Annotated in this window: 25 protein-coding genes; 21 read left to right on the forward strand and 4 right to left on the reverse strand. The window is 40.5% G+C overall.

Annotated elements, in window-relative coordinates:
- Positions 1-18 precede the first annotated feature (18 nt).
- A complete protein-coding gene (aroG, locus tag ACTG7X_RS01460) occupies positions 19-1,098 on the forward strand; it encodes a 3-deoxy-7-phosphoheptulonate synthase AroG (RefSeq protein WP_439256772.1) in 1,080 nt (359 codons plus the stop codon).
- Positions 1,099-1,193: 95 nt separating this feature from the next.
- Positions 1,194-2,438 (forward strand): restriction endonuclease subunit S, encoded by a 1,245-nt coding sequence (locus tag ACTG7X_RS01465; RefSeq protein ID WP_439256773.1) that lies wholly within the window; start codon positions 1,194-1,196, stop codon positions 2,436-2,438.
- Between the two features lie 78 nt (positions 2,439-2,516).
- Here ACTG7X_RS01465 and ACTG7X_RS01470 read toward each other — a convergent pair whose 3' ends face one another.
- Positions 2,517-3,320, reverse strand: a complete 804-nt coding sequence (locus ACTG7X_RS01470) for a tyrosine-type recombinase/integrase (protein WP_439256774.1) — start codon at positions 3,318-3,320, stop codon at positions 2,517-2,519.
- A gap of 104 nt (positions 3,321-3,424) precedes the next feature.
- Here ACTG7X_RS01470 and ACTG7X_RS01475 point away from each other — a divergent pair, with 104 nt between their 5' ends.
- Positions 3,425-3,982 carry a hypothetical protein gene (locus tag ACTG7X_RS01475; RefSeq protein WP_439256775.1) on the forward strand — a complete coding sequence of 186 codons (558 nt, stop codon included), beginning with the start codon at positions 3,425-3,427 and terminating at the stop codon, positions 3,980-3,982.
- A gap of 209 nt (positions 3,983-4,191) precedes the next feature.
- On the opposite strand, the gene ACTG7X_RS01480 is transcribed toward ACTG7X_RS01475, so the two are convergent.
- The 3 genes from ACTG7X_RS01480 to hsdR all read right to left on the reverse strand — a co-directional run bounded on the left by ACTG7X_RS01480 (position 4,192) and on the right by hsdR (position 9,689).
- Positions 4,192-5,673, reverse strand: coding sequence for a restriction endonuclease subunit S (locus ACTG7X_RS01480; protein ID WP_439256776.1), 1,482 nt, complete (start codon positions 5,671-5,673; stop codon positions 4,192-4,194).
- A gap of 132 nt (positions 5,674-5,805) precedes the next feature.
- Positions 5,806-7,275 (reverse strand): N-6 DNA methylase, encoded by a 1,470-nt coding sequence (locus tag ACTG7X_RS01485; protein WP_439256777.1) that lies wholly within the window; start codon positions 7,273-7,275, stop codon positions 5,806-5,808.
- Between the two features lie 50 nt (positions 7,276-7,325).
- Positions 7,326-9,689 (reverse strand): EcoAI/FtnUII family type I restriction enzme subunit R, encoded by a 2,364-nt coding sequence (hsdR, locus tag ACTG7X_RS01490; RefSeq protein WP_439256778.1) that lies wholly within the window; start codon positions 9,687-9,689, stop codon positions 7,326-7,328.
- A gap of 175 nt (positions 9,690-9,864) precedes the next feature.
- Here hsdR and ACTG7X_RS01495 point away from each other — a divergent pair, with 175 nt between their 5' ends.
- The 18 genes from ACTG7X_RS01495 to ACTG7X_RS01580 all read left to right on the forward strand — a co-directional run bounded on the left by ACTG7X_RS01495 (position 9,865) and on the right by ACTG7X_RS01580 (position 24,860).
- The gene (locus tag ACTG7X_RS01495; protein WP_439256779.1) at positions 9,865-11,259 is read left to right on the forward strand and encodes a replicative DNA helicase; all 1,395 of its coding nucleotides are present in this window, start codon (positions 9,865-9,867) and stop codon (positions 11,257-11,259) included.
- Between the two features lie 9 nt (positions 11,260-11,268).
- Positions 11,269-12,345, forward strand: coding sequence for an alanine racemase (gene alr / locus ACTG7X_RS01500; protein WP_439256780.1), 1,077 nt, complete (start codon positions 11,269-11,271; stop codon positions 12,343-12,345).
- A gap of 138 nt (positions 12,346-12,483) precedes the next feature.
- Positions 12,484-14,133, forward strand: a complete 1,650-nt coding sequence (gene pgi / locus ACTG7X_RS01505) for a glucose-6-phosphate isomerase (protein WP_439256781.1) — start codon at positions 12,484-12,486, stop codon at positions 14,131-14,133.
- Between the two features lie 124 nt (positions 14,134-14,257).
- Positions 14,258-14,803, forward strand: coding sequence for a hypothetical protein (locus ACTG7X_RS01510; protein WP_439256782.1), 546 nt, complete (start codon positions 14,258-14,260; stop codon positions 14,801-14,803).
- Positions 14,796-16,028 carry a beta-ketoacyl-ACP synthase gene (locus ACTG7X_RS01515; protein ID WP_439256783.1) on the forward strand — a complete coding sequence of 411 codons (1,233 nt, stop codon included), beginning with the start codon at positions 14,796-14,798 and terminating at the stop codon, positions 16,026-16,028. The genes ACTG7X_RS01510 and ACTG7X_RS01515 overlap by 8 nt, the downstream gene beginning before the upstream one ends.
- Complete coding sequence (locus ACTG7X_RS01520) at positions 16,021-16,458, forward strand: ApeP family dehydratase (protein WP_439256784.1); 438 nt, start codon at positions 16,021-16,023, stop codon at positions 16,456-16,458. The genes ACTG7X_RS01515 and ACTG7X_RS01520 overlap by 8 nt, the downstream gene beginning before the upstream one ends.
- 12 nt (positions 16,459-16,470) lie before the next feature.
- Positions 16,471-17,199 carry a 3-oxoacyl-ACP reductase FabG gene (gene fabG / locus ACTG7X_RS01525; protein WP_439256785.1) on the forward strand — a complete coding sequence of 243 codons (729 nt, stop codon included), beginning with the start codon at positions 16,471-16,473 and terminating at the stop codon, positions 17,197-17,199.
- A gap of 26 nt (positions 17,200-17,225) precedes the next feature.
- Positions 17,226-18,470, forward strand: a complete 1,245-nt coding sequence (locus tag ACTG7X_RS01530) for a beta-ketoacyl-ACP synthase (RefSeq protein WP_439256786.1) — start codon at positions 17,226-17,228, stop codon at positions 18,468-18,470.
- A gap of 55 nt (positions 18,471-18,525) precedes the next feature.
- A complete protein-coding gene (locus ACTG7X_RS01535; protein ID WP_439256787.1) occupies positions 18,526-18,957 on the forward strand; it encodes a hypothetical protein in 432 nt (143 codons plus the stop codon).
- A gap of 31 nt (positions 18,958-18,988) precedes the next feature.
- Positions 18,989-19,738, forward strand: a complete 750-nt coding sequence (locus ACTG7X_RS01540; protein WP_439256788.1) for a beta-ketoacyl synthase chain length factor — start codon at positions 18,989-18,991, stop codon at positions 19,736-19,738.
- Positions 19,723-20,520: a lysophospholipid acyltransferase family protein gene (locus ACTG7X_RS01545; protein ID WP_439256789.1), complete on the forward strand. Its 798-nt coding sequence runs from the start codon at positions 19,723-19,725 to the stop codon at positions 20,518-20,520. The genes ACTG7X_RS01540 and ACTG7X_RS01545 overlap by 16 nt, the downstream gene beginning before the upstream one ends.
- Positions 20,498-20,758: a phosphopantetheine-binding protein gene (locus tag ACTG7X_RS01550; RefSeq protein WP_439256790.1), complete on the forward strand. Its 261-nt coding sequence runs from the start codon at positions 20,498-20,500 to the stop codon at positions 20,756-20,758. The genes ACTG7X_RS01545 and ACTG7X_RS01550 overlap by 23 nt, the downstream gene beginning before the upstream one ends.
- A gap of 4 nt (positions 20,759-20,762) precedes the next feature.
- Complete coding sequence (locus ACTG7X_RS01555) at positions 20,763-21,017, forward strand: acyl carrier protein (protein ID WP_439256791.1); 255 nt, start codon at positions 20,763-20,765, stop codon at positions 21,015-21,017.
- Entirely contained in the window at positions 21,001-21,393 is a 393-nt protein-coding gene (locus tag ACTG7X_RS01560; RefSeq protein ID WP_439256792.1) for an ApeI family dehydratase, read from the forward strand. The genes ACTG7X_RS01555 and ACTG7X_RS01560 overlap by 17 nt, the downstream gene beginning before the upstream one ends.
- Positions 21,365-21,934, forward strand: a complete 570-nt coding sequence (locus ACTG7X_RS01565; RefSeq protein WP_439256793.1) for a hypothetical protein — start codon at positions 21,365-21,367, stop codon at positions 21,932-21,934. Before ACTG7X_RS01560 ends, ACTG7X_RS01565 begins: the two co-directional genes overlap by 29 nt.
- Positions 21,915-23,198 carry an AMP-binding protein gene (locus ACTG7X_RS01570; RefSeq protein WP_439256794.1) on the forward strand — a complete coding sequence of 428 codons (1,284 nt, stop codon included), beginning with the start codon at positions 21,915-21,917 and terminating at the stop codon, positions 23,196-23,198. Before ACTG7X_RS01565 ends, ACTG7X_RS01570 begins: the two co-directional genes overlap by 20 nt.
- Positions 23,191-23,913: a glycosyltransferase family 2 protein gene (locus ACTG7X_RS01575; protein WP_439256795.1), complete on the forward strand. Its 723-nt coding sequence runs from the start codon at positions 23,191-23,193 to the stop codon at positions 23,911-23,913. Before ACTG7X_RS01570 ends, ACTG7X_RS01575 begins: the two co-directional genes overlap by 8 nt.
- On the forward strand, positions 23,910-24,860 hold the full coding sequence (locus ACTG7X_RS01580) for an LpxL/LpxP family acyltransferase (protein WP_439256796.1): 951 nt from the start codon (positions 23,910-23,912) through the stop codon (positions 24,858-24,860). Before ACTG7X_RS01575 ends, ACTG7X_RS01580 begins: the two co-directional genes overlap by 4 nt.

The raw sequence follows: 24,860 nt of genomic DNA on the forward strand, positions 1-24,860 counted from the left end.
TTATGAGAGTGATGAACTATGGTAAAAAGTAAAAATGAAATTCGTATTGCGAATGACGATACCCGTATTGGTAAAATTGAACAATTATTGCCCCCAGTCGCATTATTAGAAAAATATCCAGCCAGCGATGTAGCGATTAAAACGGTAAAAGCGGCACGCCTTGAAGCACATAATATTATTCATGGTACAGATGATCGTTTATTAGTCGTGATTGGTCCTTGTTCGATTCATGATCCAAAAGCGGCAATGGAATATGCGAACCGATTAAAACCATTACGTGATAAATACAAAGACACATTACAAATTATTATGCGTGTGTATTTTGAAAAACCTCGTACTACCGTGGGTTGGAAAGGGTTGATTAACGATCCGTATTTAAACGACAGTTATGCGTTAAATGACGGTTTACGTATAGCACGTAAATTATTAGCCGATATTAATGATTTAGGTTTGCCGACCGCTGGCGAATTTTTAGATATGATCACGCCGCAGTATGTGGCGGATTTAATGAGTTGGGGAGCGATTGGTGCAAGAACCACCGAATCACAAGTTCACCGTGAATTAGCCTCAGGACTTTCTTGCCCTGTGGGCTTTAAAAATGCTACCAACGGCGGTGTAAAAATTGCCCTTGATGCTATTGGTGCGGCGGAAGCCCAGCACTATTTCTTATCTGTAACAAAATTTGGACATTCCGCCATCGTTTCTACCAAAGGTAATCAGGATTGCCACATTATCTTACGTGGTGGCGATAAAGCCACCAATTATGACGCAGAAAGCATTGCCAAAGTCTGTGCCGATATTGAAAAAACAGGACATATTGGTCACGTTATGGTCGATTTCAGCCATGCCAACAGCAGCAAGCAATTTAAACGTCAAATGGACGTATGCCAATCTATCAGCAACCAATTAGCCCAAGGTTCAAAACAAATTTTTGGCGTGATGGTAGAAAGCCACTTAGTAGAAGGTCGTCAAGATTTAGTCCCGAATAAACCACTCACTTACGGACAAAGTATCACTGATGCTTGTATCGGTTGGGAAGACACTGAAATCTTGTTGCAACAGCTTGCAGAGGCGGTTGAGGAAAGAAGAAAAGGGTAATTTATTCAGTGATATAGAAGTGCGGTGGAAAAAATAGTTGTTTTTTTCACCGCACTTTTTTTGTTTGTGTATCTTCCTGAAAAGCCCCTTATCAGTTGGACGAACTGCCGTTTGAGATTCCTGAGAGTTGGGTGTGGGTGAGATTGGGGGATATTTTTAATTTACAAGCGGGTAAATTTATTTCAGCATCAGAGATTTATTCAGAAAATGATGATGACTTATACCCCTGTTATGGTGGAAATGGATTGCGGGGATTTGTTCGACAATATAATAGAAATGGAGCTTTTCCATTAATTGGTCGTCAAGGAGCATTATGTGGCAATATTAATTTTGCACAAGGAAAATTTTATGCAACAGAACACGCTGTCGTAGTTGAGACATTTGCAAATGTAAGTGTTAAATGGGCTATTTATTTTTTAATACAGATAAATTTAAATCAATACGCTACGGCAACAGCTCAACCAGGTTTGTCTGTTAATAAAATTAATCTTGTATATATTCCTTTACCCCCATTAAACGAACAGCACCGCATTGTCACCAAAATAGAAGAACTACTTCCATTTATTGATCAATACGATCAAAAAGAACAAGCCTTAACCGCATTAAATAAAAATTTCCCTGAGCAGTTAAAAAAATCCATTTTACAAGCGGCGATTCAAGGCAAACTCACCGAACAGCTAGACACCGATGAACCAGCTATTGAACTGGTGAAACGGATTCAAGCGGAAAAACTGCGGTTGATTTCTGAAAAAAAATTGAAAAAGCCGAAAGGGCAATCGACGGTTTTCGATCCAGATAATTTACAGAATGAGAATGTGCCGTTTGAGATTCCTGAGAATTGGGTTTGGGTGAGATTGGGGGATATCGTATTTAATACAGGACAAAAAACACCCAATAAAAAATTTTTTTATATTGATGTTGGTTTAATTGATAATAAAAATCACAAATTAAGCCAAATAGAAAATATTATAGATCCTGAAAATGCACCATCTCGGGCAAGAAAATTAGTAAAAAATGGCTCTATTTTATATTCAACCGTTAGACCTTATTTGCAAAATGTTTGTATTATTGATGAAGAGTTTAAATATGAGCCTATTGCAAGTACGGCATTTGCTGTAATGAATGTTTTTTCTGGTGTTTATAATAAATTCTTGTTTTATTATTTACTGAGTCCAGCATTTACTGATTTTGTTAATCAAGAAATGATTGGTGTTGCTTATCCTGCAATTAATGATGAGAAATTATTTAATTTTATTGTTCCACTCCCCCCACTAACTGAACAATATCGCATAGTAGAAAAAATAGAATTATTATTAAAACAAATCGATCATTTATCGTAGGGTCGGATCTATGTATCCGACCGAAATCACGCTCCGTTAATCAATGGGCGGATACGTAGATCCGCCCCTACAAAATTATCACCAATCAATAATCTTATTCACAATTGCTTGTTGCTCCGTGCTAGTTCTTCGCAAATAAATTCGGGTGGTTTCGATACTTTCGTGTCCCATTAAATCGGCTAAAAAGGCAATATCATTAAATCGTTCCAAAAAACTTTTAGCAAAGCGATGACGAAAGGAATGTGGATAAACGACTTTCGGATCTAATTGATAACGTTTTGCCAAGATCTTTAATTGCCCAGAAATTCCCCTTGTGGTAATGCGTTCGCCGTATCGATTTAAGAAAATAAAGCCATATTGTTTATGTTGAGCTGTTAGCCAAGCTAAACATTCTTGTTGTAATTTTTCGGGGATATAAATTCGGCGTAATTTCCCGCCTTTGGAATAAAGATCAAGGAAACCCACTTGAATATGTTCGCATTTAAGTTGAATCAGCTCACTCACCCTTGCCCCAGTCGCTGCCATAAAACGAATGACAAAATACCAATAAAGCTCATTATCTTCTTTTAGTCGCTGTTTAAAATAATGATAATCGGCTTCACTAATCACGTTTTCTAAAAAAGGCTTTTGTTGCACTTTCACAAAAGACATTTTCCATTTTGCTTTTTTAATAAATTCCAAATAACAATTAATGGATCGCAATCGTAAATTAACGGTTTGTGGTTTAAAATGTTCAATTAAATAAACCTTATATTCTTTCAAATTAGATTTATTAATTTCAGGAAAAAGATGAAAATATTGTTTCACGGCAAATAAATAAGCGGAAACGGTATTTTTAGCGAGATTAGATTGCATTAAATGCTGTTGATATGATTTTATCATATTGATTTCCTTTTGTTGTTTGAAAATCAATATGATAAATCAAGCATTGTTTATTTATACAGGCAATGTTAAAATAGATAAAAATTTAATTGGAAGGTCTAGAAATGACAAAAAAGATAGAGATTAATGAAAAAGAGTACGACTTATCTCATTTGGATGTCTTTTATCATACATTTATACAAAATGAAACTAAAACATCTAATCAAAAGACATACCGTTGTCTTATTGAATTTAGTCATCACTGTTTTACTAAGAGTCCTAATATTCATAAGGGTGAAACATTAAATGATTATGACACTATGTTACATTATAAAACAGAAAAAGAAACAAGAATATTTAATTATGATAGATATGAATTATCAAAAAAGTTACCAGAAATTCTAAAAAATATGGATAAGCAAAAATGCTTTTTCACTTCTGCTGACGATAAATTCTTGACTATTTCAATACAACGATTAGACGGAACATTCATTGATTACGAAATTTATTTTTCACTCAAGCGATCTAAAAAATGTGATGTACATATCTTCATAAACAGTGCGTATGCTAAAGACGTAAATTACAAGCACAAGGAAAGAAAAAAAATCAGACGTAAACCAATTTCATTTTTTGTATTACTGAAAAATACATTAGAAAACAAGAAAATAAAACGCCCTAAATAGTAAAGCCCCATAAAATTATGGGGCTGTACAGAAACCGCTTTATAACCGCTCTTGGGCTAGTAACCTAAAAAGGCTGGACAAACGCTAGGGAAATTCCCCATTTCTGCTTACACGTCTTGTTAGTAATCTTAGTATATAATATCTATTCTTTAATAGCAAAATATTTTGAAGCTTACTAGAGCTAGATAGGATCAAATTCATTGATCCTGCTATAGGCTCAGGCGGTTTTCTTGATTTAATAACAATTCAATTTTTTCCACTATGCGATGTTGTTCAGCGATTGGGGGAAGTGGAATTAATTGTTTTTTTAATACATCAGCAGTAATAGCAAGAAAGGTAGATCCTGTTGCTTTTTGAATAAATGTTGTTTTAAACGGCAATAACCAATAATATAAAAAAAGGTGGCTAATTAATAATGGTTCTATACTTGCCAATCCACGTCCAATACAAATATCCCTGTCTGTGATATTCACTTCTCCAACAGGAGCTCTTACACAAATTAAAATTGAATTTTTATAAGCAAAAGTTATTGGTTCACTGGTGAATTTATCATTCTTATTGATAAAAACCTGACCAAATGAACTTTTTCCCTGATGAAACTCATAGCCATTATTTATTTCATTTATACTTTCTCCTTTTGGAGATGATCCCATTGTTATGTTAGCTATATGTTCCAACCGTGCCCATACCCAATTCTTTGGTATTTCAAAAGGAAACTTAACGCACTGTAAATTATCAGGATCGAAAACCACCGCCTGCCCTTTCGGCTTTTTCAATTTCTTTTCAGAAATTAACCGCAGTTTTTCCTCTTGAATACGTTTCACCAGCTCAATAGCAGGCTCATCGGTATCCTGCTGTTCAGTCAACTTGCCTTGAATCGCCGCTTGTAAAATGGATTTTTTTAACTGTTCAGGGAAATTTTTATTTAATGCGGTTAGGAGTTGTTCTTTTTGATCGTATTGATCGATAAATGGAAGTAGTTCTTCTATTTTAGCGACAATGCGGTGTTGTTCGGAAAGTGGAGGAAGTGGAAATACAAAATTTTCTACATTTTTAGATGATAGATTTGGTTGAGCTGTACCATTGTTATATTTATTTATCTCATCTTTTATTAAAGGAGAATTTAAATATGTGAAAACATAGTCTAAATTTAACAATTCAAAATTATATAATCTTAAAATAACTAAAGATGAAGCTATAGCCCCTTTAGAATATAAAAATATTCCATTTTTTCCTAAAGAACCTCTAATACACAAAACAATATCATTAAATTGTAATTTTCCACTATTTAATAAATTATATTGTCTTTCATTTAAAAATTTAAGATGTTTATCAGATACTATTCCATTATCTAAATTAATAGCACTAATAAATGGAATACCTTTATCGTGTAATTTGTCTTTAGATGGATAATTCTTTCCTCTATCTCCATTTAATACACTCATAATATCCCCCAATCTTACCCACTCCCAACTATTCGGAATCTCAAAGGGCAGGTCGTCAAAGGTATAAGGGGCTTTATCGGCAGATTTTTTGCTTTTTTTAATTTTACCTTCGGCAATCAAGCGGTCCTTTTCCGCTTGAATTTTACCTAGCAAAACACTTGCAGGTTCATCATTCGGATCTTGTGGCACAAGTTTGCCTTGAATGGCAAGTTGCAAAATCGCATTTTTTAATTGTTGAGCTTTCATTTTTTGTTTTACTCTGTTTAAAATTCAGTTATCAAGTAATACTTAATAACTGAATTTATCATAATATATTGTTATATAATGATTAATCTCATTATTGATTGATTTTTAATCGCAGGTGTCAAAAATTTTAATCTACAACTTAATCCCCAAAATCCCCGTAATTTCACCTAAAATACGATCAATGTCGGCATTAAGTGCGGTGCGTTTTTGTTGATATTGTTGGATCAACTCATCAGGCGGTAAAATTTCTTCTTCTTCGTGGGGGAAACCGCATAAATCAAGGTTAAATTGACGATCGGCAATCTCTTGATAGCTAAAACTTTTCGCCTTAAAAAAACCGTCAATTTCAATGTCTTTGCGGTCATTCCACCATTCCACTACGTCATTAAAATGTTCCAATTTCATCGGTTTGGTTTTGGAGAAATTTTTATAGCCTTGTGGCATATCTAAACGATAAAACCACGTTTTTTCCGTGGCTTGGGTGTTGTCAAAAAATAAAATATTGGTGGTAATGGACGTATAAGGGGCGAATACGCTATGGGGCAGGCGAATAATCGTATGCAAATTCATTTCGCTTATTAGTTTTTGTTTAATCGCCACTTTGGCATTGTCCGTGCCGAATAAAAAACCATCTGGCAACACAATCGCTGCTCGTCCGTTTTTCTTTAAACGATACATAATCACCGACATAAACAAATCGGCGGTTTCGCTACTGCGTAAATTGGTGGGGAAATTGGTTTTTATTTGCTCAATTTCACTGCCACCATAAGGCGGATTCATTAAAATGATGTCAAATTTATCGGCTTCCGTATAATCTTTCACCGATTTTTCAAGGGCATTGTCGTGGTGAACATCGGGGTTATCAATATCGTGTAATAACAAATTGGTGATACAAAGTAAATGTGGCAGGGCTTTTTTCTCAATGCCGTAAACCGATTGATTAAACAAACTGCGGTCAGAAACCGACTGAATTTGTAGCTCCAACACCTTTAAGGCGGACGTTAAAAATCCGCCCGTACCACAGGCAAAATCGGCAATGCGTTCGCCTAATTTGGGCTTGATCATCTGCACCATAAAATCCGTCACGGCACGTGGTGTATAAAATTCGCCTGCATTGCCCGCACTTTGTAGGCTTTTTAAAATATTCTCGTAAATATCGCCAAAAGCGTGGCGTTCTTGGTATTGCTCAAAATTAATTTCATCAATAATATTAATCACTTGGCGTAATAACACGCCATTTTTCATATAGTTATTATTATCTTCAAACGCCGCCCGAATAATCCGTTGATTCATTGGGGTTTGAGCGGAAACAGGCAGATTTTTCAACGCAGGAAAGAGATCGTTATTGACAAAATTAAGCAGTTCATCACCTGTCATTGCCTTGCCGTCTTTACGATCTTTCGCCCAATTTCCCCAACGTAGGAAATCGGGGATAAGGGAGCGGTAATTATCGTTAATCAACTCCCATTCTTGTTCTTTGGCATCATAAATTTTTAAAAACAAAATCCACACGATCTGCTCAATACGCTGTGCATCACCGTTAATTCCTGCATCATTTCGCATTACATCTTGCAGGCGTTTGACTAAATTATTTAGGCTCATAGGGTTCCTTGTGTTGTTTGTTTAAAAGTGCGGTCAAAATGGGGGATTTTTTATTCTGCATAAATCATCTTCTCCAATCCTTTCACCGCTTTTTGATACAATTCTTTGCCACCAAATTTTTTGATAATGGACACTAAACCGCCAAAAGGACTAAATTGTGGCGTTTGCAAGAGTTCGGTTTTGGCTAAATCTTTTACGCCGGATTTCACATATTCATCTAGCAATAGCCCTAAAACCTGTTGATTTTCTTCGGGATATTGTTCCACATAGCCACTTTGTTTGACTCTCTCAGCTCGTTCGGTTTTGGTGAGTGGGGTTTTGTTGAATGCCACGCTACTGAGCAAGTCAAAATCATCAATATTGTCGTCCAAATGGGCTTTTTTGCGTAAGCTGACGAGCCATTTATTGTTGGCGTAGAATTTTTCGGATAGGGTTTCAGAACCTTGCTGCCATTGCTGTTTAAATTGCTCAAAATCGGCAAAATCTTGCTGAATATGACGTTTGGAGAATTGATCGATATCTTCATACACCAATTCGCCTTGTTCGTTGAGATATTGTACTTTTTCATCAATAATGCGTAATTCGAGCTTGCCTGCTTCAATAATAATAGCTGGTTTGTAGATCTTAGGATCTTCTTCTATCTTGTCAGGTTTATTTCCGTTATCTGGATCGGGATATTTTGTTGGTTTGGGATTAGGCTCAGGATCTAAAATGACAACCGGCTCCCCATCAAAATCAGGATCCGCAAACAATTTGCTTACACCACGAAAATCCATAATGGTGAAGAAATTTTTGTCCGCTTCGGGGCGAAGTCGGGTGCCACGTCCGATAATTTGTTTGAATTCGGTCATTGATTGAATATTGGCATCCAACACCACGAGTTTACAGGTTTGGCTGTTGACCCCTGTGGTCATTAATTTTGATGTTACCGCAATCACAGGATAGGCTTTTTCTTCATTTTTTACATCACAAAAGGCTTCTAAATCGCCTGTTTTGCTGGGCTGATCACCAGTGATTTGGCGGATATATTTGGGATTTTGTTGCACCATATCCGCATTTAAGCGTGAAAGCTCGGCGACCATCCGTTGAGCGTGGTCAATATTGGCACAAAACACGATAGTTTTATCATTGCGGTTATTTTGCTTTAAATGCTCGGTAATGCGTTCTGCCACAAGGCGAGTACGGTCGTCTAGCACAATGTTGTAATCAAAATCTTTCACGGTGTAAAAACGATCTTCTACAGGGTTGCCATTTTTGTCTAATAGCCCTTTAGGTGGTCGCCAGCCTTTTAAATCGCAATCTAAATTGACATCAATCACCCGATAGGGGGCAAGAAAGCCGTCCTCAATGCCTTGTTTTAAGCTGTAGGTGTAAATCGGATCGCCGAAATAATGGATATTGCTGGCGTCCGCCGTTTCTTTGGGCGTGGCGGTCATCCCAATATGGGTAGCTTGATCGAAATAGTCCAAAATCGCTCGCCAGTTAGAATCTTCTTTGGCACTGCCACGATGACATTCATCAATAATAATCAAGTCAAAAAAGGACGGTTGGAATTGCTTAAACAGCTCATTTTCAGCGGTAGGGCTGCCGTCTAATTGTTGATATAAAGCCATATAAATTTCAAAGGCACTGTCCATTTTGCCTTGCACTTTGGTGATGACTTTTTTGAACGGTTTAAAATCTTCTCGAATGGGTTGATCCACCAAAATATTGCGATCCGCTAAAAACAGGATTTTTTTCTTTGCTCCACTGGCTTTTAAACGGTGAATAATTTGAAAAGCGGTGTAGGTTTTGCCAGTGCCGGTTGCCATCACAATTAAAATGCGTTGTTGCCCATGGGCGACCGCTTCAATGGTGCGGTTAATGGCGATTTCTTGATAATAACGGGGTTCTCGAAAAGTGTTTGCGTCGGTGTAATAAGGTTGCTGAATGAGTTTCAACTGTTCGGGGGTATATTGGCTGAAAAAACGCTCGCTTAATTCATCAGGCGTTGGAAATTGGTTCATCGGCAGGGTGCGTTGCACGCCTGTTAAAAAATCGTGTTCCACAAATTCATCGCCGTTACTACTATAGGCAAAGGGAATATCAAGTAGTTGAGCGTAATCTATGGCTTGTTGTAGCCCATCTCTTGAACTGTGCTTATTATCCTTGGCCTCCACAACGGCAATTTTTTGATTGGGGGAGTGATAGAGTAAATAATCCGCCCGTTTGGCTTCTTTGCGAGAGGCTTGTTTGGTTTTCGGATCGATTAACATTCTCCCATCAGTAAAAGGTTTTAGCACCGAAAAGCTGTATTCTTCGCTGATTTGACGCTCGTTCCAACCTGCTTGAACAATGGCTGGCGTGATAAATTTGGTGCGAATATCCGCTTCGGACATTTGGCGTTTTTCTTCTGGTGTGAATTCCGTGGACATAAGGTTAACTTCCGATAATGATTTATTATGTTGAGATTATGCCAAAATTCTTGAGATTTTTCTATCTTTCCAACAAGATAAAAATTTCAGAAATTTATACCGCACTTTTCCCTTAAAAAGCCCATGAATTTGGTATATGATATACGGCATATTTTGTTATGCAGAGATAGATTTTATGGCCAAAAAACCGACGTCCACACGAGAGCAAACGCTAGAGCAAGCCAATATTCCGCCACATTCTATTGAGGCGGAGCAGGGGGTGTTAGGGGCGGTGATGTTGAATAATCAGCATTGGGAAAATGTGATTGAACGTGTGGTAGCGGATGATTTTTATACGGCAGCACATCGTTTTATTTTCCGTGAAATGGACATGTTGGCTCGTCAGAATTCACCGATTGATTTGATTACCTTAGATAAATCCTTGAAAGATCGAGGGGTCATTGATGAAGTCGGTGGGTTTGCTTATTTGGCTGAATTATCTAAAAATACGCCAAGTGCAGCGAATGTGAATGCTTATGCGGAGATCGTGCGAGAAAAAGCAGTGTTGCGTGAGTTGATTGGGGTGGGGAATAATATTGCTCAGATGGCCTATCAACCAAAAGGTAAAGATGTCAAAGATATTCTCGATCAAGCTGAGCGAGAAGTGTTTCAAATTGCGGAAAAACGTACCTCTGAAAACGAAGGGCCAGAAAATGTGTTGTCGATTTTGGGACGTACCATTGATCGCATTGAAATGTTGAGAAATATGAAAAACAATGGGTTAACCGGCGTGTCGACAGGGTTTATTGATTTAGATCACATCACATCAGGTTTACAGAAATCCGATTTGATCATTGTGGCGGCGCGTCCCTCCATGGGAAAAACGACTTTTGCCATGAATATTTGTGAGAAAGTAGCATTAGAAAATGAAAAACCCGTGTTAGTGTTCAGCTTGGAAATGCCTGCAGAAAGTATTATGATGCGTTCTTTAGCCTCTTTATCAAGGGTGAGTTTGAAGTCGATTATGACAGGTAAAGTTGAGGCTGATAGGGATTGGGCGAGTCTGTCGTCCGCAATGGGACTTTTCACCAGAACCCCCAATATGTTTATTGATGATTCCTCTGGGTTGACGCCGACAGAATTGCGTTCCCGTGCTAGACGAATATATCGTGAGAATGGCGGATTGAGCCTGATTATGGTGGATTATTTACAATTAATGCGAGCCCCCGGTTTTGACAATAACCGTACTTTGGAGATTGCTGAAATTTCTCGTTCTTTGAAAGCGCTTGCTAAAGAATTAGAAGTGCCAGTAATGGCCTTGGCGCAGCTTAACCGAACCTTGGAAAATCGTCCGAATAAACGGCCTGTGAATTCAGATTTACGTGAATCAGGATCTATTGAGCAAGATGCGGATTTAATTATGTTTATTTATCGTGATGAAGTTTATAATCCAACGGAAGAAAACAAAAATAAAGCCGAGATTGTGATTGGTAAGCACCGTAATGGCCCAATCGGGCGTGTTCCGTTGATATTCCAAGGGGATTTTTCACGCTTTGATAATGCCGCACATAAACTTGATGATGAAGATTAAGAAGAAAAAATGAAACCAGCCACCGTAAAAATTAGTTCAGTTGCACTGAAACATAACATTCAAAAAATTAAACAAAAAGCACCGCACAGTAAGTTAATTGCCGTGGTGAAAGCCAATGCCTATGGGCATGGGGTTGAATTTGTCGCTCGAGCCGTAGAAGAAAGTGTTGATGGTTTTGGCGTCGCTCGTTTAGAAGAAGCCTTAACCTTACGTTCTAATGGGATTATTAAACCGATTTTATTGTTAGAAGGCTTTTTTTCCGCTACCGATTTGCCGATTATTGCGGTGAATAATATTCAAACCGTCGTGCATAATCAGCAACAATTAAGTGCATTACAACAAGCGGATTTGCCTAATCCGATTAAAGTGTGGTTAAAAATTGATACCGGTATGCACCGTTTGGGTGTGCATTTAGACGAAGTGGATTATTTCTACCATGAATTGCAACAATGTCAAAATGTGCAACCGCAAATCGGTTTTGTCAGCCATTTTAGCCGTGCGGACGAATTAGAAAGCGGTTATACCGAGTTACAATTACAACGTTTTTTACAAGCCACCGAACATAAACAAGGTGAACGTACCATTGCTGCATCAGGCGGTATTTTATTTTGGCCACAATCTCATTTAGATTGGATTCGCCCTGGAATTATTATGTATGGCGTGTCGCCAACCAATACACCGGCCGATATTTACGGCTTAAAACCGGTGATGACCTTAACCTCCTCCTTGATTGCTGTGCGAACGCATCAAGCCGGTGAACCAGTGGGTTATGGGGGCATTTGGGTCAGTGAAAAAGACACCAAAATTGGCGTGGTGGCGATTGGTTATGGTGATGGTTATCCACGCAATATTCCCGTAGGCACACCGGTATTTATTAACGGTCGCCGTGTGCCAATTGTGGGACGAGTTTCCATGGATATGGTGACGGTAGATCTGGGGGCTGATTGTCAAGATCAAGTGGGTGATGAAGTCATTTTATGGGGCAACGAATTACCTATTGAAGAAATTGCCAGCATGTCGGGGATATTGAGTTATGAATTAATGACTAAATTGACACCACGAGTATTAACAGAATATGTCGATTAATCAGAATATTACCCCCTCTCCTTTTGGGAGAGGGCTGGGGTGAGGGTAATATAATATTAAAATGGTTTAAACCCTCACCCTAACCCTCTCCCAGAGGGAGAGGGAACGAATTATTAATCATTAAAAAAGGAAATTACAATGAAAAACATCAATCCAACCTCTACTGCAGCGTGGAAAGCCTTAGAGCAACATAAAGCGACTTTTGCTAAAACCACGATTCAACAACTTTTCGCACAAGAACCAAACCGCTTTGCAGATTATTCATTAACCTTTAATGATGAAATCTTAGTGGATTATTCTAAAAACAATATTAATCAAGATACCCTGAAATTATTACGTCAATTAGCGGAAGAATGTTCCCTTTCTACTGCGATTGAAGCGATGTTTACAGGCGAGAAAATTAACCGTACCGAAGATCGTGCCGTATTGCACACTGCTTTGCGTAACCGTTCAAACACCCCTGTTTTGGTCGATGGCAAAGATGTTATGCCTGAAGTTAACGAAGTTCTCGCTAAAATGAAAGGTTTCTGCCAACGTGTGATTTCAGGCGAATGGAAAGGTTACACTGGCAAAGCTATTACAGATGTCGTGAATATCGGGATTGGTGGTTCAGATCTAGGGCCTTATATGGTTACGGAAGCGTTACGTCCCTATAAAAATCATTTAACCATGCACTTCGTGTCTAACGTGGACGGTACGCATATTGCGGAAACCTTGAAAAAAGTGAACCCCGAAACCACACTTTTCTTAATCGCCTCTAAAACATTCACGACCCAAGAAACTATGACTAATGCAGGATCGGCTCGTGACTGGTTCTTGGCGCAAGCGAAAGATGAAAGCCAAGTGGCAAAACATTTTGCCGCACTTTCTACCAATGCAACCGAAGTGGCAAAATTCGGCATTGACACTGACAATATGTTTGGTTTCTGGGACTGGGTGGGTGGCCGCTATTCCTTGTGGTCAGCCATTGGTTTATCCATTGCGTTGTCCATCGGTTTTGAAAACTTTGAAGCCTTATTATCGGGTGCCCATGAAATGGATAAACATTTCCGCACCGCACCGATTGAGCAAAATATTCCTGCCACATTGGCCTTAGTTGGCTTGTGGAACACCAGTTTCTTAGGGGCTCAAACGGAAGCGATTTTACCTTACGACCAATATTTACACCGTTTTGCGGCCTATTTCCAACAAGGCAATATGGAATCCAATGGTAAATATGTGGGACGTGATGGCAAAGTGATCACCAATTACCAAACAGGCCCGATTATTTGGGGTGAACCCGGTACCAATGGTCAACATGCGTTCTATCAATTAATTCATCAAGGCACCAGTTTAATTCCTTGTGATTTTATTGCTCCGGCTAAAACCCATAATCCATTAGCGGATCATCACGAGAAATTACTCTCTAACTTCTTTGCTCAAACTGAAGCCCTTGCGTTTGGTAAAACCCAACAAGAAGTCGAAGCAGAATTTGTCAAAGCCGGTAAAAATCTTGCTGATGTTGCGGATATTGTGCCATTTAAAGTATTTACAGGTAACAAACCAACCAACTCAATTTTAGTGCAAAAAATTACCCCATTCACATTGGGTGCATTGATTGCTATGTATGAACACAAAATCTTCGTACAAGGCGTGATTTTCAATATCTTTAGTTTCGACCAATGGGGCGTGGAATTGGGTAAACAGCTTGCTAACCGTATTTTACCTGAATTAAAAGATGGCGAAAAAGTGGCGAGCCATGATAGCTCAACCAATGGATTGATTAATCAGTTTAAGGCGTGGCGTTAGTTTCATGTCGTTTTCTAAAGCCAGTTTTAATAACTGGCTTTATTTTTGCTAAAAATCACCGCACTTTTTGTAAGATTGTATGCTAAAATGGCAGAAAATGAATGATAATCAATAGATTGACTAAATGAAAAATGCCCTTTTAGTTTTTTTTGCTTTTCTTATGATGAGCTGTACTTCGTTGCAAGTACAGCAGTTGCCAACCCCTGAAGAAAATGTGCGTTTGTTTAAAATTGAAGAACTGAAACCGACGGCAGAGGTGTCCAATTCCCTTGAAAATCCCGTATTTATTGAAAACCAGATGACTTTAAAACAGCAAAGTTTATTAACGGTGCAATTTAGCGCACAACAATGGCGTTGGATTCAAACGGATATTTTTGGCGCCCCTTTAGCGAGAGTGGTATTAACGGAAAAAGGCTGGCAGAATGATGGTTTTATTATGCCGAATAAGCAAGCAGAAACTGTGTTTTCTGCTTTGGCAACAGCTTTATATCCGACCACACCGATCTTTCATTTTAGTCAAATTCAAACCAAGTCCAATGGGGCCGTGTATTGGGGAGCAAACAAGCCAATTTGGTTTATTCAACAAAAGCAAAAAACGTTTTATATCCTATTAAATGATCATTCTTATTGGCGGATCACTGCGATCTCACAAGGGGATAACCATGAATAAACTTTATTTAATGCCACCCGCGATCACCACCTGTTTAGGGGACGGAATTCAACAAAATTTCACCGCACTTTTTGCCGGAAACTCTCCTTTACAAGCCACGGATCATGTATTTAGTCAGCATCAAATCCAAGCTAAACCGCATTATCTAGGTGAAGTCACGAGTCCTTTGCGAGCCTTGCCTGCGGATCTTGATCCTATTCATTGTAGTCGTAATAATCAGTTGTTATGGCATAGTTTGCAACAAATTGAGCCACAAATTCAACAGGCAATAACGCAATTTGGTAAACAACGCATTGCCGTAGTGATGGGTTCTTCTACCACCGGCGCAGATGAAAATATTCCCGTATTTCAGTCTTTTGTTCGTCATCAAAACTGGCAAGAAAAAGCGTTTAATCAACAACAATATTTATTTTCAGCGCCGGCCGATTTTGTTGCAGCAGTTTATGATTTGCAAGGGCTGACTTATGGCATTTCAACCGCTTGTACTTCGGGAGCTAGAGCCTTAATCAGTGCGGCACGTTTATTGCAAGCCGATTTGTGTGATGCCGTGATTTGTGGGGGCGTAGATACGCTTTCGCCATTAACAGTGAGCGGTTTCCACTCCCTTTCTGTTTTATCTGAACAACAAACTAACCCATTTTCTGCGAATCGACAGGGCATTAATATTGGCGAGGGGGCTGCTGTATTTTTGATGACCAAAACGCCACTTCTGCTGGATGATCAAGAGGATTGCGTGGAACTTTTGGGTTATGGCTCAAGCAGTGATGCACATCACATGTCCTCTCCCGATCCGACTGGAAATGGCGCCATGTCTGCCTTTCAGCATGCCTTAAGAAAAGCGGAATTAAATGCTGATCAAGTAGGTTGGATTAATTTACATGGAACAGGCACAAATCATAATGATCACATGGAAGCCTTGGCGGTCGTGAAGGTATTTGGCGAGCAAGTACCTTGTACTAGCACTAAACCTTATACAGGCCATACTTTAGGGGCAGCAGGGGCCGTGGAGGCCGCTATTTTATGGGCGACGATTAGCCGAAAAATCAATCCGAATGGTGTATTACCGGCTCAATTATGGGATAATCAGCCCGATCCGACCATGGCTAACATTTGTCTAGCCGATAAAAATAGCCGTTGGCAAGGGGAACAGCGTATCGGTGCAAGCAGTTCTTTTGCCTTTGGTGGCAATAATGCGGTGTTAATTTTAGGAGAATGTCATGATTGATTTAACTTGTCCAATTAATGATGTCGCTCCCTTGATTCCACAAAGTGGTGAAATGGCGTTGTTAGATCGTGTGCTGGCCTTTGGCGATGATTTTTTGCACGCACAAGCCACAATTTACCCTGAACATATTTTGATTCAAAATGGCGTGTTTGAAACCTTGAGCGCCCTTGAAATTTTAGCACAAGGTGTCGCCGCTTGGGCAGGTTGTATGGCACATCAGGTCGGCGAACCAGTACGCTTAGGTTATTTGCTCGGTACACGCAAATTGCATATTTATCAAGCGCAGATCCCGCTTGGTACCTGTTTGGATATTAAAGTAAAACTGTCATTGCAAGATAGCACAGGAATGGGCGTATTTGATACGCAGTTGTTTGATGGTGGGAAATTGCTATTAAGCGGTGCCTTGAATGTGTTTAGTCCGAAAGAATAAAGAGAGAATAACATGAACAAAACCGTTTTAATCACAGGCTCAAGCCGAGGCATTGGCAAAGCGATTGCGTTGAATTTAGCCGAGCAAGGCTATGATATTGTGGTACATTGCCGTAGCCGAATGGAGGAGGCGGAAAAGGTCGCCGACAGTATTCGTGAGCTTGGACAAAATGCCCGAATATTGCAGTTTGATGTGGCGAACCGGAGCGAAACTCGCCAAAAATTAACCGCAGATGTGGAGCAATTTGGTGCTTATTATGGCGTCGTCTTAAATGCAGGCTTAACCCGAGATAATGCGTTTCCGGCTTTTACAGATGAAGATTGGGATCAGGTGTTACGAACTAATTTAGACGGCTTTTATAATGTACTGCACCCGATTATGATGCCGATGATCCGCCGTCGCACAGACGGTCGCATTGTGTGTATTACCTCTGTATCTGGTTTAATTGGTAATCGTGGGCAAGTGAATTATAGTGCCTCCAAAGCGGGCATTATCGGCGCAGCCAAAGCCTTGGCGTTAGAGCTCGCCAAACGCAAAATCACGGTAAACTGCGTGGCACCGGGTTTGATTGATACGGATATTGTTGATGAAAACGTGCCTGTTGCCGAGATTTTAAAAATGATTCCCGCAGGTCGAATGGGTAATCCTGATGAAATCGCCCATGCGGTGGCATTTTTGTTAGATGAAAAAGCAGCATATATTACCAGACAAGTGATTGCAGTGAATGGAGGGTTGTGTTAGATGATAAGTAGCGAAAGGAATAAAAAATGAAACGAGTAGTCGTAACAGGAATCGGTGGTTTAACTGCGTTGGGTAACGATTGGCAAAGTATTAAATCGGCTTTTCAGCGTAAGCAAAATGCGGTGGAAACCAAGCAAGATTGGCTTGAACGTTATCCTGAGTTAGAAGCACGACTTGGGGCGGAAATTCCGGATTATCAGCCACCGAAACATTGGAATCGTAAGCAATTACGCAGTCTTGGGCGTGTCTCGCAGTTTGTGGTGGATGCTAGCGAACGTGCGTTAAAAAGTGCGAATTTGTTAGATGAAAATGGCGTAATTTTAGACTGGCTAAAAGACGGGCGAATGGGCGTAGCTTGTGGATCATCCACAGGTTCCACTAACGATATTAAAGATGCCGCTGAGCTTTTGATGACAGGCAAGTCAGACGGTTTTAATGCCAATACTTATGTGCGGATGATGCCGCATACGACAGCGGCGAATATCGGGATCTTTTTTGGTTTAACAGGGCGGATTATTCCGACGTCAAGTGCTTGTTCATCCGGTAGTCAGGCCATTGGTTATGCCTATGAATCCATTAAATACGGCTTAATTCCAATGATGTTAGCAGGTGGTGGCGAAGAATTTTGTCCATCTGAAGTCTATGTTTTTGATAGCCTTTACGCTGCGAGTCGGAATTGTAATAATCCTAAATTAACGCCACGACCTTATGATAAAGATCGAGATGGTCTTGTGATCGGTGAAGGTTCAGGAATATTTGTGTTAGAAGAATTAGAACATGCTATCGCTCGTGGAGCGAATATTATTGCTGAAGTGGTGGGGTATGGCGCCAATAGTGATGGTAGCCATGTGACACGTCCGCAAAAGGAAACCATGCAACGCTGTATGGAACTGGCTTTAAAAGATGCGCAATTATCCCCGCAGCAAATTGGTTATGTCAGCGGACATGGCACGGCCACCGAGCAAGGTGATATTGCAGAAACCTTGGCCACGGAGGCGGTATTTGGGCGTATTCCATTAAGTTCACAGAAAAGCTATTTGGGGCATACCCTTGGCGCTTGTGGGGCATTAGAATCTTGGTTTGCCATTGAAATGATGCGTGATGGCTGGTTTGCACCTACAATTAATTTAGAAAATATTGACGAACGTTGCGGAAAGTTAGATTATATTCAGGGCGATGGAAAACAGATCCAAACCGATTATGTGATGAATAATAATTTTGCTTTTGGGGGTGTGAATACGTCGTTGATTTTTAAACGTTGGCAAGCATAGCAAAGAAAGAAAATCTATGCTAAATTATCTGTAAAACAAGTTAAGGAGAATTGCAATGAAAAAAACATTATTTGTTATTATGGCAAGTACATTGGCCTTGGCCGGTTGTTCATCTTCTGTCACCAATAGTGAACCAGTAGCTAAACAAGCGGATATTAAACATATTTGCGTCAAAGATGTGAACAAGCCTGCGATTGCCAATATTGGACAATATTTAGCCAACAGTCTGCAAAAAAAAGGATTTACGGCGGAAGTCAGCGTTAATCCACCTGCAAATTGTAAATATGTGCTGGCTTATAGCCTAAGAGAAGAAAATAATCTTATTTTAAGAGCAAAACTTCGTTTATCTGAAGTGAATAATGGCAGTCGTACTGCTTTAGGTGAAGTCTCCTATAAACAGCGTGGTGATGAGAAAGAGTTAGTGAAAGTCAGCGGTGTTCAAGGTCAGACCGATCGAATCATCAATGAATTATTCAAAAATTATTAATTAATCGTTATCTTTGGGGTGAGAGAAAGGTATGTCAGAAAGGATTTGTCATTTTTCTTTCAATGTGGTGGATTGGCACTTTGTTGCTGATCGGGAAATTCCATCTCATGCTTGGCAATTGGACGAAATGGCTTTTTTACAAGATGCTAAGCAGTGGCCTGTCTCTCCTCCTAAGTTAGATTTTTTGCCACCGTTAAAACGTCGTCGCCTGAGTGAATCGGCACGGCTATTTTTTTCTGCCTGTTGGGAATTGACCCCAAATGCACCGCACTTTCCTGTGGTTTATGCTTCCCTGAATAGTGAAATGAACCGCAGTTTTGCCTTGTGGCAATCCCTGTTAACGGAGGGAGACATTTCTCCTACGTCCTTTAGTCTTTCTGTACATAATGCGTTAATCGGGCAATGGTCAGAAATGCGTCAAGTCAAACAAGAATGTACTGCCATTGCCGCACAAGACAATCTAGAAATGGCGTTGCTTGAAGCCTATTTAATGCTCAATGACGGGGCAGAAAAAGTGCTTGTGGTCGTGGTAGAAACGCCTTTAAAGCAAGAATATGATGTAGCGCCAATTCGTCGTCCGCCTTTCGCCTATGCGTTAGCATTGGTCGTTGAGCGTGGTGAACAATTTGGTTTAACTTTACATACTCAAAGTGCGGTCGAAAATTCAGAACATTTTGCGATGGATAGTGCATTAATTTGGATGAAGCAGCAAGCCTTGAATCGTCAGCATTGGCAAACGCCATCCAGTCGTTACGGACAATGGTTATGGCAAAAAAACTAGTGCAAAAACTCGACTGGCTACGCCGTTTTCTCGGCACATTGCTTGGCTTTGTGTTGTTTGGCGTGGTCGGCGTGCTGTTTAAAATTGTGCTCTATCCTTATGCGAAACGTTACCCTAATCATACGCCTGAAAGTTTGGTAAAAGGGCGTGCGATTGTGAGCGGTACTTGGGCATTTTTTGTGAAATGTCTGCATTGGTTTGGTATTTTAAGCGTGGAATACCAAGGCTTTGAACGACTTGGGCGAAAAGGACAGTTGATTTTAGCCAATCATCCCTCTTTGTTGGATGTGGTGCTGATTTTTGCCAAACAGCCCAATATGAATTGTATTGTTAAGCCCGATTTAATGGATAATCCGTCTATGTCTAGCCCGATTAAAGCGTGCGGTTTTATTCCAAATTGCCAGTCGGAAGCCTTATTAGAAAAATGTGCCAATACCCTAAGCCGTGAAGCCTTGCTGATTTTCCCCGAAGGTACACGCACAGGCTGGGACGGTGTGGTAAAATTCAATCGTGGTGCGGTGTCAGTCGGCTTGCGTAGTGCGGATGTGATTACGCCTGTGGTGATAAAGATGTCGCCACTGAATTTTAAAAAAGGTCAGCCGTGGTATAAATTACCATCCTGTCGCATTCGGTATCAATTCATGGTGGGTGAGGATATTTTACCCGCCACGTGGCTGGCAGAAAAACCGTTACCCATTGCAGCACGGCGTTTAAACGCTTATTTAGAAGATTATTTTAATACTCAAACAAGGATTGAAAATGGAATTAGAACAACAAATTAAACAACTGATTATTGATAGCCTGAATTTAGAAGATATGACGGTGGAAGATATTGACAGTCATATTTCTTTGTTTGGCGAAGATGGCTTAGGGCTGGATTCTGTGGATGCACTTGAGCTCGGTTTGGTGGTACAAAAAACCTTTGGTTTACAACTTGATGGTGATCCACAAAATTTACGTCAACATTTTCAAAGTGTCGCTACGCTAGCGGATTTTGTGCGTACTCAAAAAGGAATGTAATTCAATGACAGAACAAGAAATTCAACAAATTCTGACTAATGCACTGGTTTCGCTGTTTGAAGTGGACGAAAGCCAAATTACACTGGATACGCATCTTTATCAAGATTTAGAAATTGATAGCATTGATGCCATTGATTTGATCGACTACATCAAACGTCAAACCGGCTATAAATTACAAGCAGAAGATTTCCGCAACGTGCGTACCGTGCGTGATGTGATTGATGCCGTGAAAAAGTTAAGCGATGCCAAAACCGACTAATCCCATTTGGTTAAGCCAAACGCAAACGGACAACGGTTACAGTTTAACAGGCAAAATTCCACCTGATTTACGTTATTTTGCGGGGCATTTTGCTGATTTTCCGTTAGTGCCAGGTGTGGTGGAATTGCAATGGGTTATGGGCAAAGGGCGTGAATTGTTTGCGCAGGAAATCTGCCAAAAAACCATGGTACGTGTGGATAATTTAAAATTCCAAAAATTTCTGCGTCCTGATGATGTGTTTTGCTTACAACTTGCTTGGCAAGCTGACAAAAATCGTCTTGCATTTAAATTACTGAGCGAAAACAGCGAGCCTTATGCCAGTGGGTTTGTGTTGTTTGAAGAGAAACATGAAAACATTACGCCTACTGCTCAATAGCCTACTCACGGCCGTGAGCTTGGCTTTCCCATTGCTTTATTTATGGCAAGGCAATACGCAAAGTTGGCATTGGGTAGCGCTGGTAATGGCGTTGCTTTGGGGCGTAAAAGGCCTTGTCAATGTGGGCAAACAGCGTGCATTGGCACTGATAGTTTGCCTGTTACTTGGCGTGTTTGCTTTGCTACGCAGTGAATTATTGTATTTTTACCCGATTGGAGTGAACCTGTTAATGCTGGCGTTATTCGGTGGCAGTTTATGGCAAAAACAAACCTTAGTGGAACGTTTAGCCCGCTTGCGAGAACCGACTCTCCCCGAATTTGCAGTGCGTTACACCCGAGTGGTGACGCAACTTTGGTGCGGGTTATTTATACTGAATATTGTGTTATTGAGCCTCTTTTTAGCCATGCAACAATATCAACTTTGGGCGTGGTATTCAGGGGTGATCGCCTATGTGTTAATGGGGGGACTTATGGTTGGCGAGTATGGGGTTCGTCAGATTTTAATGAAAAAGGAACGACAACATGACATTGATTGCCCGTAATCCAGATTGGACACGAGCAGATTTTTATCAGCGTGTGGCACAAATAAAGGCACAATTACAAGCGGATAAGGTCAGTATTGTCGCACTTTACTTTGAGGATGGTGCGCTGTTTACTTGTACCTTGCTTGCCTGTATTCGTGCCAAGGTGCCAGTGTTATTGCCACAAAGTCTGTGGGGAGACAATCAAACCTGGATTGACGAGCATAAAGCGCTGTTGCTGAATGATGAAAATATTGTCACCTACGGTGTCACGCAAAACGTTGTGGCCGAAACGGATCTCACCCTGTTTAATAATGACAGCCTAATTTGGCTGAAAACCTCCGGCAGCAGTGGCAAGGCAAAAATTATTCGAAAAACCACCGCACAAATGTGGCAAGAAGCCCAAATTTTAGCGGACACCTTGCCTTTTTCTTCAAGTCAGCAACTGGATATCGTAGCGAGCGTCAGTACGCAACATCTTTACGGCTTAACATTTTGTGTGTTTTATCCTTTATTGCAAGGCTTTATTCTGAATCGTCAACCGAAACTGTTTCCCGAATTTTTAATGGCAGAAACACGTCAACTTGAACGTTGTTTATGGGTGACTAGCCCGATTTTGCTGAATCATACTCAACCGGAGAAATTAGCCGATATTAAGCAACATATTGTCGGCTTAACCTGCGCTGGCGGTGTGTTGTATTCCCATATTGCACAAGGCATACGGGCAGTCATTGATACGCCTTTAGTGGAAATTTATGGCAGTAGCGAAACCGGTGTGATCGCCCATCGTCAACAGAATCATCCCATCTGGCACCCTTTTGAGAAAACCACCTTAGGGGTGAATGAGCAAGGGGCGTTATGGGTTGAATCGGCATGGAGTGATGAACGCCAACAAACGGCAGACGCCGTGGAATTTCATGCCAATGGATTTGAACTGCTTGGGCGTCTGGATCGTATTCTGAAATTTGGCGATAAACGAGTTTCTTTGGTGCAACTGGAGCAAGATTTAAGTCAACATCCATGGGTCAAAGATTGCTATGTTGCCCCTCACCCTGAATTTAAACGGCCAGTCGCTTGGATAGCCTTACATGATAGCCAACAATGCAATGAACGCAAAATGTTAGTGAAAACATTTAAACAATATCTTGCGCCTCACCATGAGCGTTTTGGGCTACCTCGTTTTTGGCGTTTTAGTGAACATCTACCACGTAATTTGCAAGGAAAAATTAGCCATGCGGATTTTGTGGCAATTTGTCAGCAAAAAATAGGAAACGACAATGGCTAACTTTCGTCCCGTGGCAGTTATTCCCCATTATAATCATGCTAACAGCGTGGGGGCGGTGGTTCAGGCTTTGCGTGATTTAGGTTTGGCGGTCATTATCATTGATGATGGTTCAACGGAAACACAACGCTCGAAATTGGCCGCCTATGCGGATCAAGCCGATATTTATTATTGTGACCAAAATGGCGGAAAAGGCGCCGCACTTAAAGTCGGCCTGCGTTATGCGCAACAGCAAGGGTTTAGTCATGCGTTACAAGTGGATGCAGATGGACAGCATAATTTAACCGATGTGCAAGCCATGCTTGAACGGGCGGAGCAGTCACCAAACGCCATTATTTGTGGATTGCCTATTTATGGCGAAGATGCCCCAAAAGCGCGGTTATATGGACGCAAGATTACCAATTTTTGGTTAGCCGTCAATACGTTATCGACGGACATCAAAGACGGAATGTGTGGTTTTCGTTGTTATCCGCTTGATGCCGTGGTGCCGTTGTTGGATCGTTTTAAAGTGGGCGATCGTATGGACTTTGATATTGAATTATTGGTCTATGCCCACTGGCAACAGATTGCATTACAATGGTTATCAACAGCGGTGCAATATCCTACGGACGGGGTGTCACATTTTCATGCTTGGCAAGATAATTTACGTATCAGCCGAATGCACGCTCGCTTGTTTTTCGGTATGTTACGCCGTTTACTTACAGGACAACCGTTATGAGTCAACATTGGGCGAGTTTAAATGAACGAGGTCATCCTGTCTTTTTGCAATTAACGCGATGGATGGTGCGTTATTTCCCGTTGTGGTTGATGAAATTTGTGACCTTTTGGGTGGTGCTGTATTTTTTTGTAACCAGCAAAACCGCTCGTGGCCATATTCGAGCCTACCAAACACATTTAACGCATACGTTCCCAAATGTGCAATTAGGACGTTTCGCCTTGTTGCGCCAATTTTTAGCCTTTGGTGAATCTATTTGTGATCGCTTTGCGGTGTGGCAACATAAAATAGGCTATGCGGATTTGGTGATTGATGATCCTGAACAGCTTTATCAGGAAATGAACGATCCGAATGCTCGAGGGCAAATTTTAATTTGTAGCCATTTTGGTAATACGGAAGTCAGTCGAGCCTTAGTCGCCAATGGTCATCATGCACACTTTAAATTGCATATTCTGGTACACAGTAAACACGCCCAAGCCTTTAACCAAGCCTTAGTAGATGCGGGGGCGGATGAATTGTCCCTGATACAAGTGAGTGAACTTGATGCGGCGAAAATGTGGGAATTGTCGCAATATATTGAACGGGGGGAATGGATTGCGTTGGCGGTGGATCGCATTCCTTTGCAAGGCGATAAAACGGCTGCTGTGAATTTTTTAGGCCAGCCAGCGCTTTTCCCGCAAGGTGCATGGTTATTGGCCAGTTTACTCAAAACCTCTGTCAACACCTTATTTTGCGTTAAACAACAGGGGAAATATCATTTATCCTTGCATAAATTAGATATTCAGCTCAATGGTCGTAGCACAAAACGTCAGCAGCAAATTCAGCACGCTATGCAACACTACGCCGATTTACTGGCGCAACAATGTGCTAAAAATCCATTACAATGGTTTAATTTTTATGATTTTTGGGCGGATGAACCGCATAATCAGTCTATAATGGATAGCAACTAA

The sequence above is a fragment of the Lonepinella sp. BR2271 genome (assembly GCF_051851515.1).
Taxonomy (GTDB): domain Bacteria; phylum Pseudomonadota; class Gammaproteobacteria; order Enterobacterales; family Pasteurellaceae; genus Lonepinella.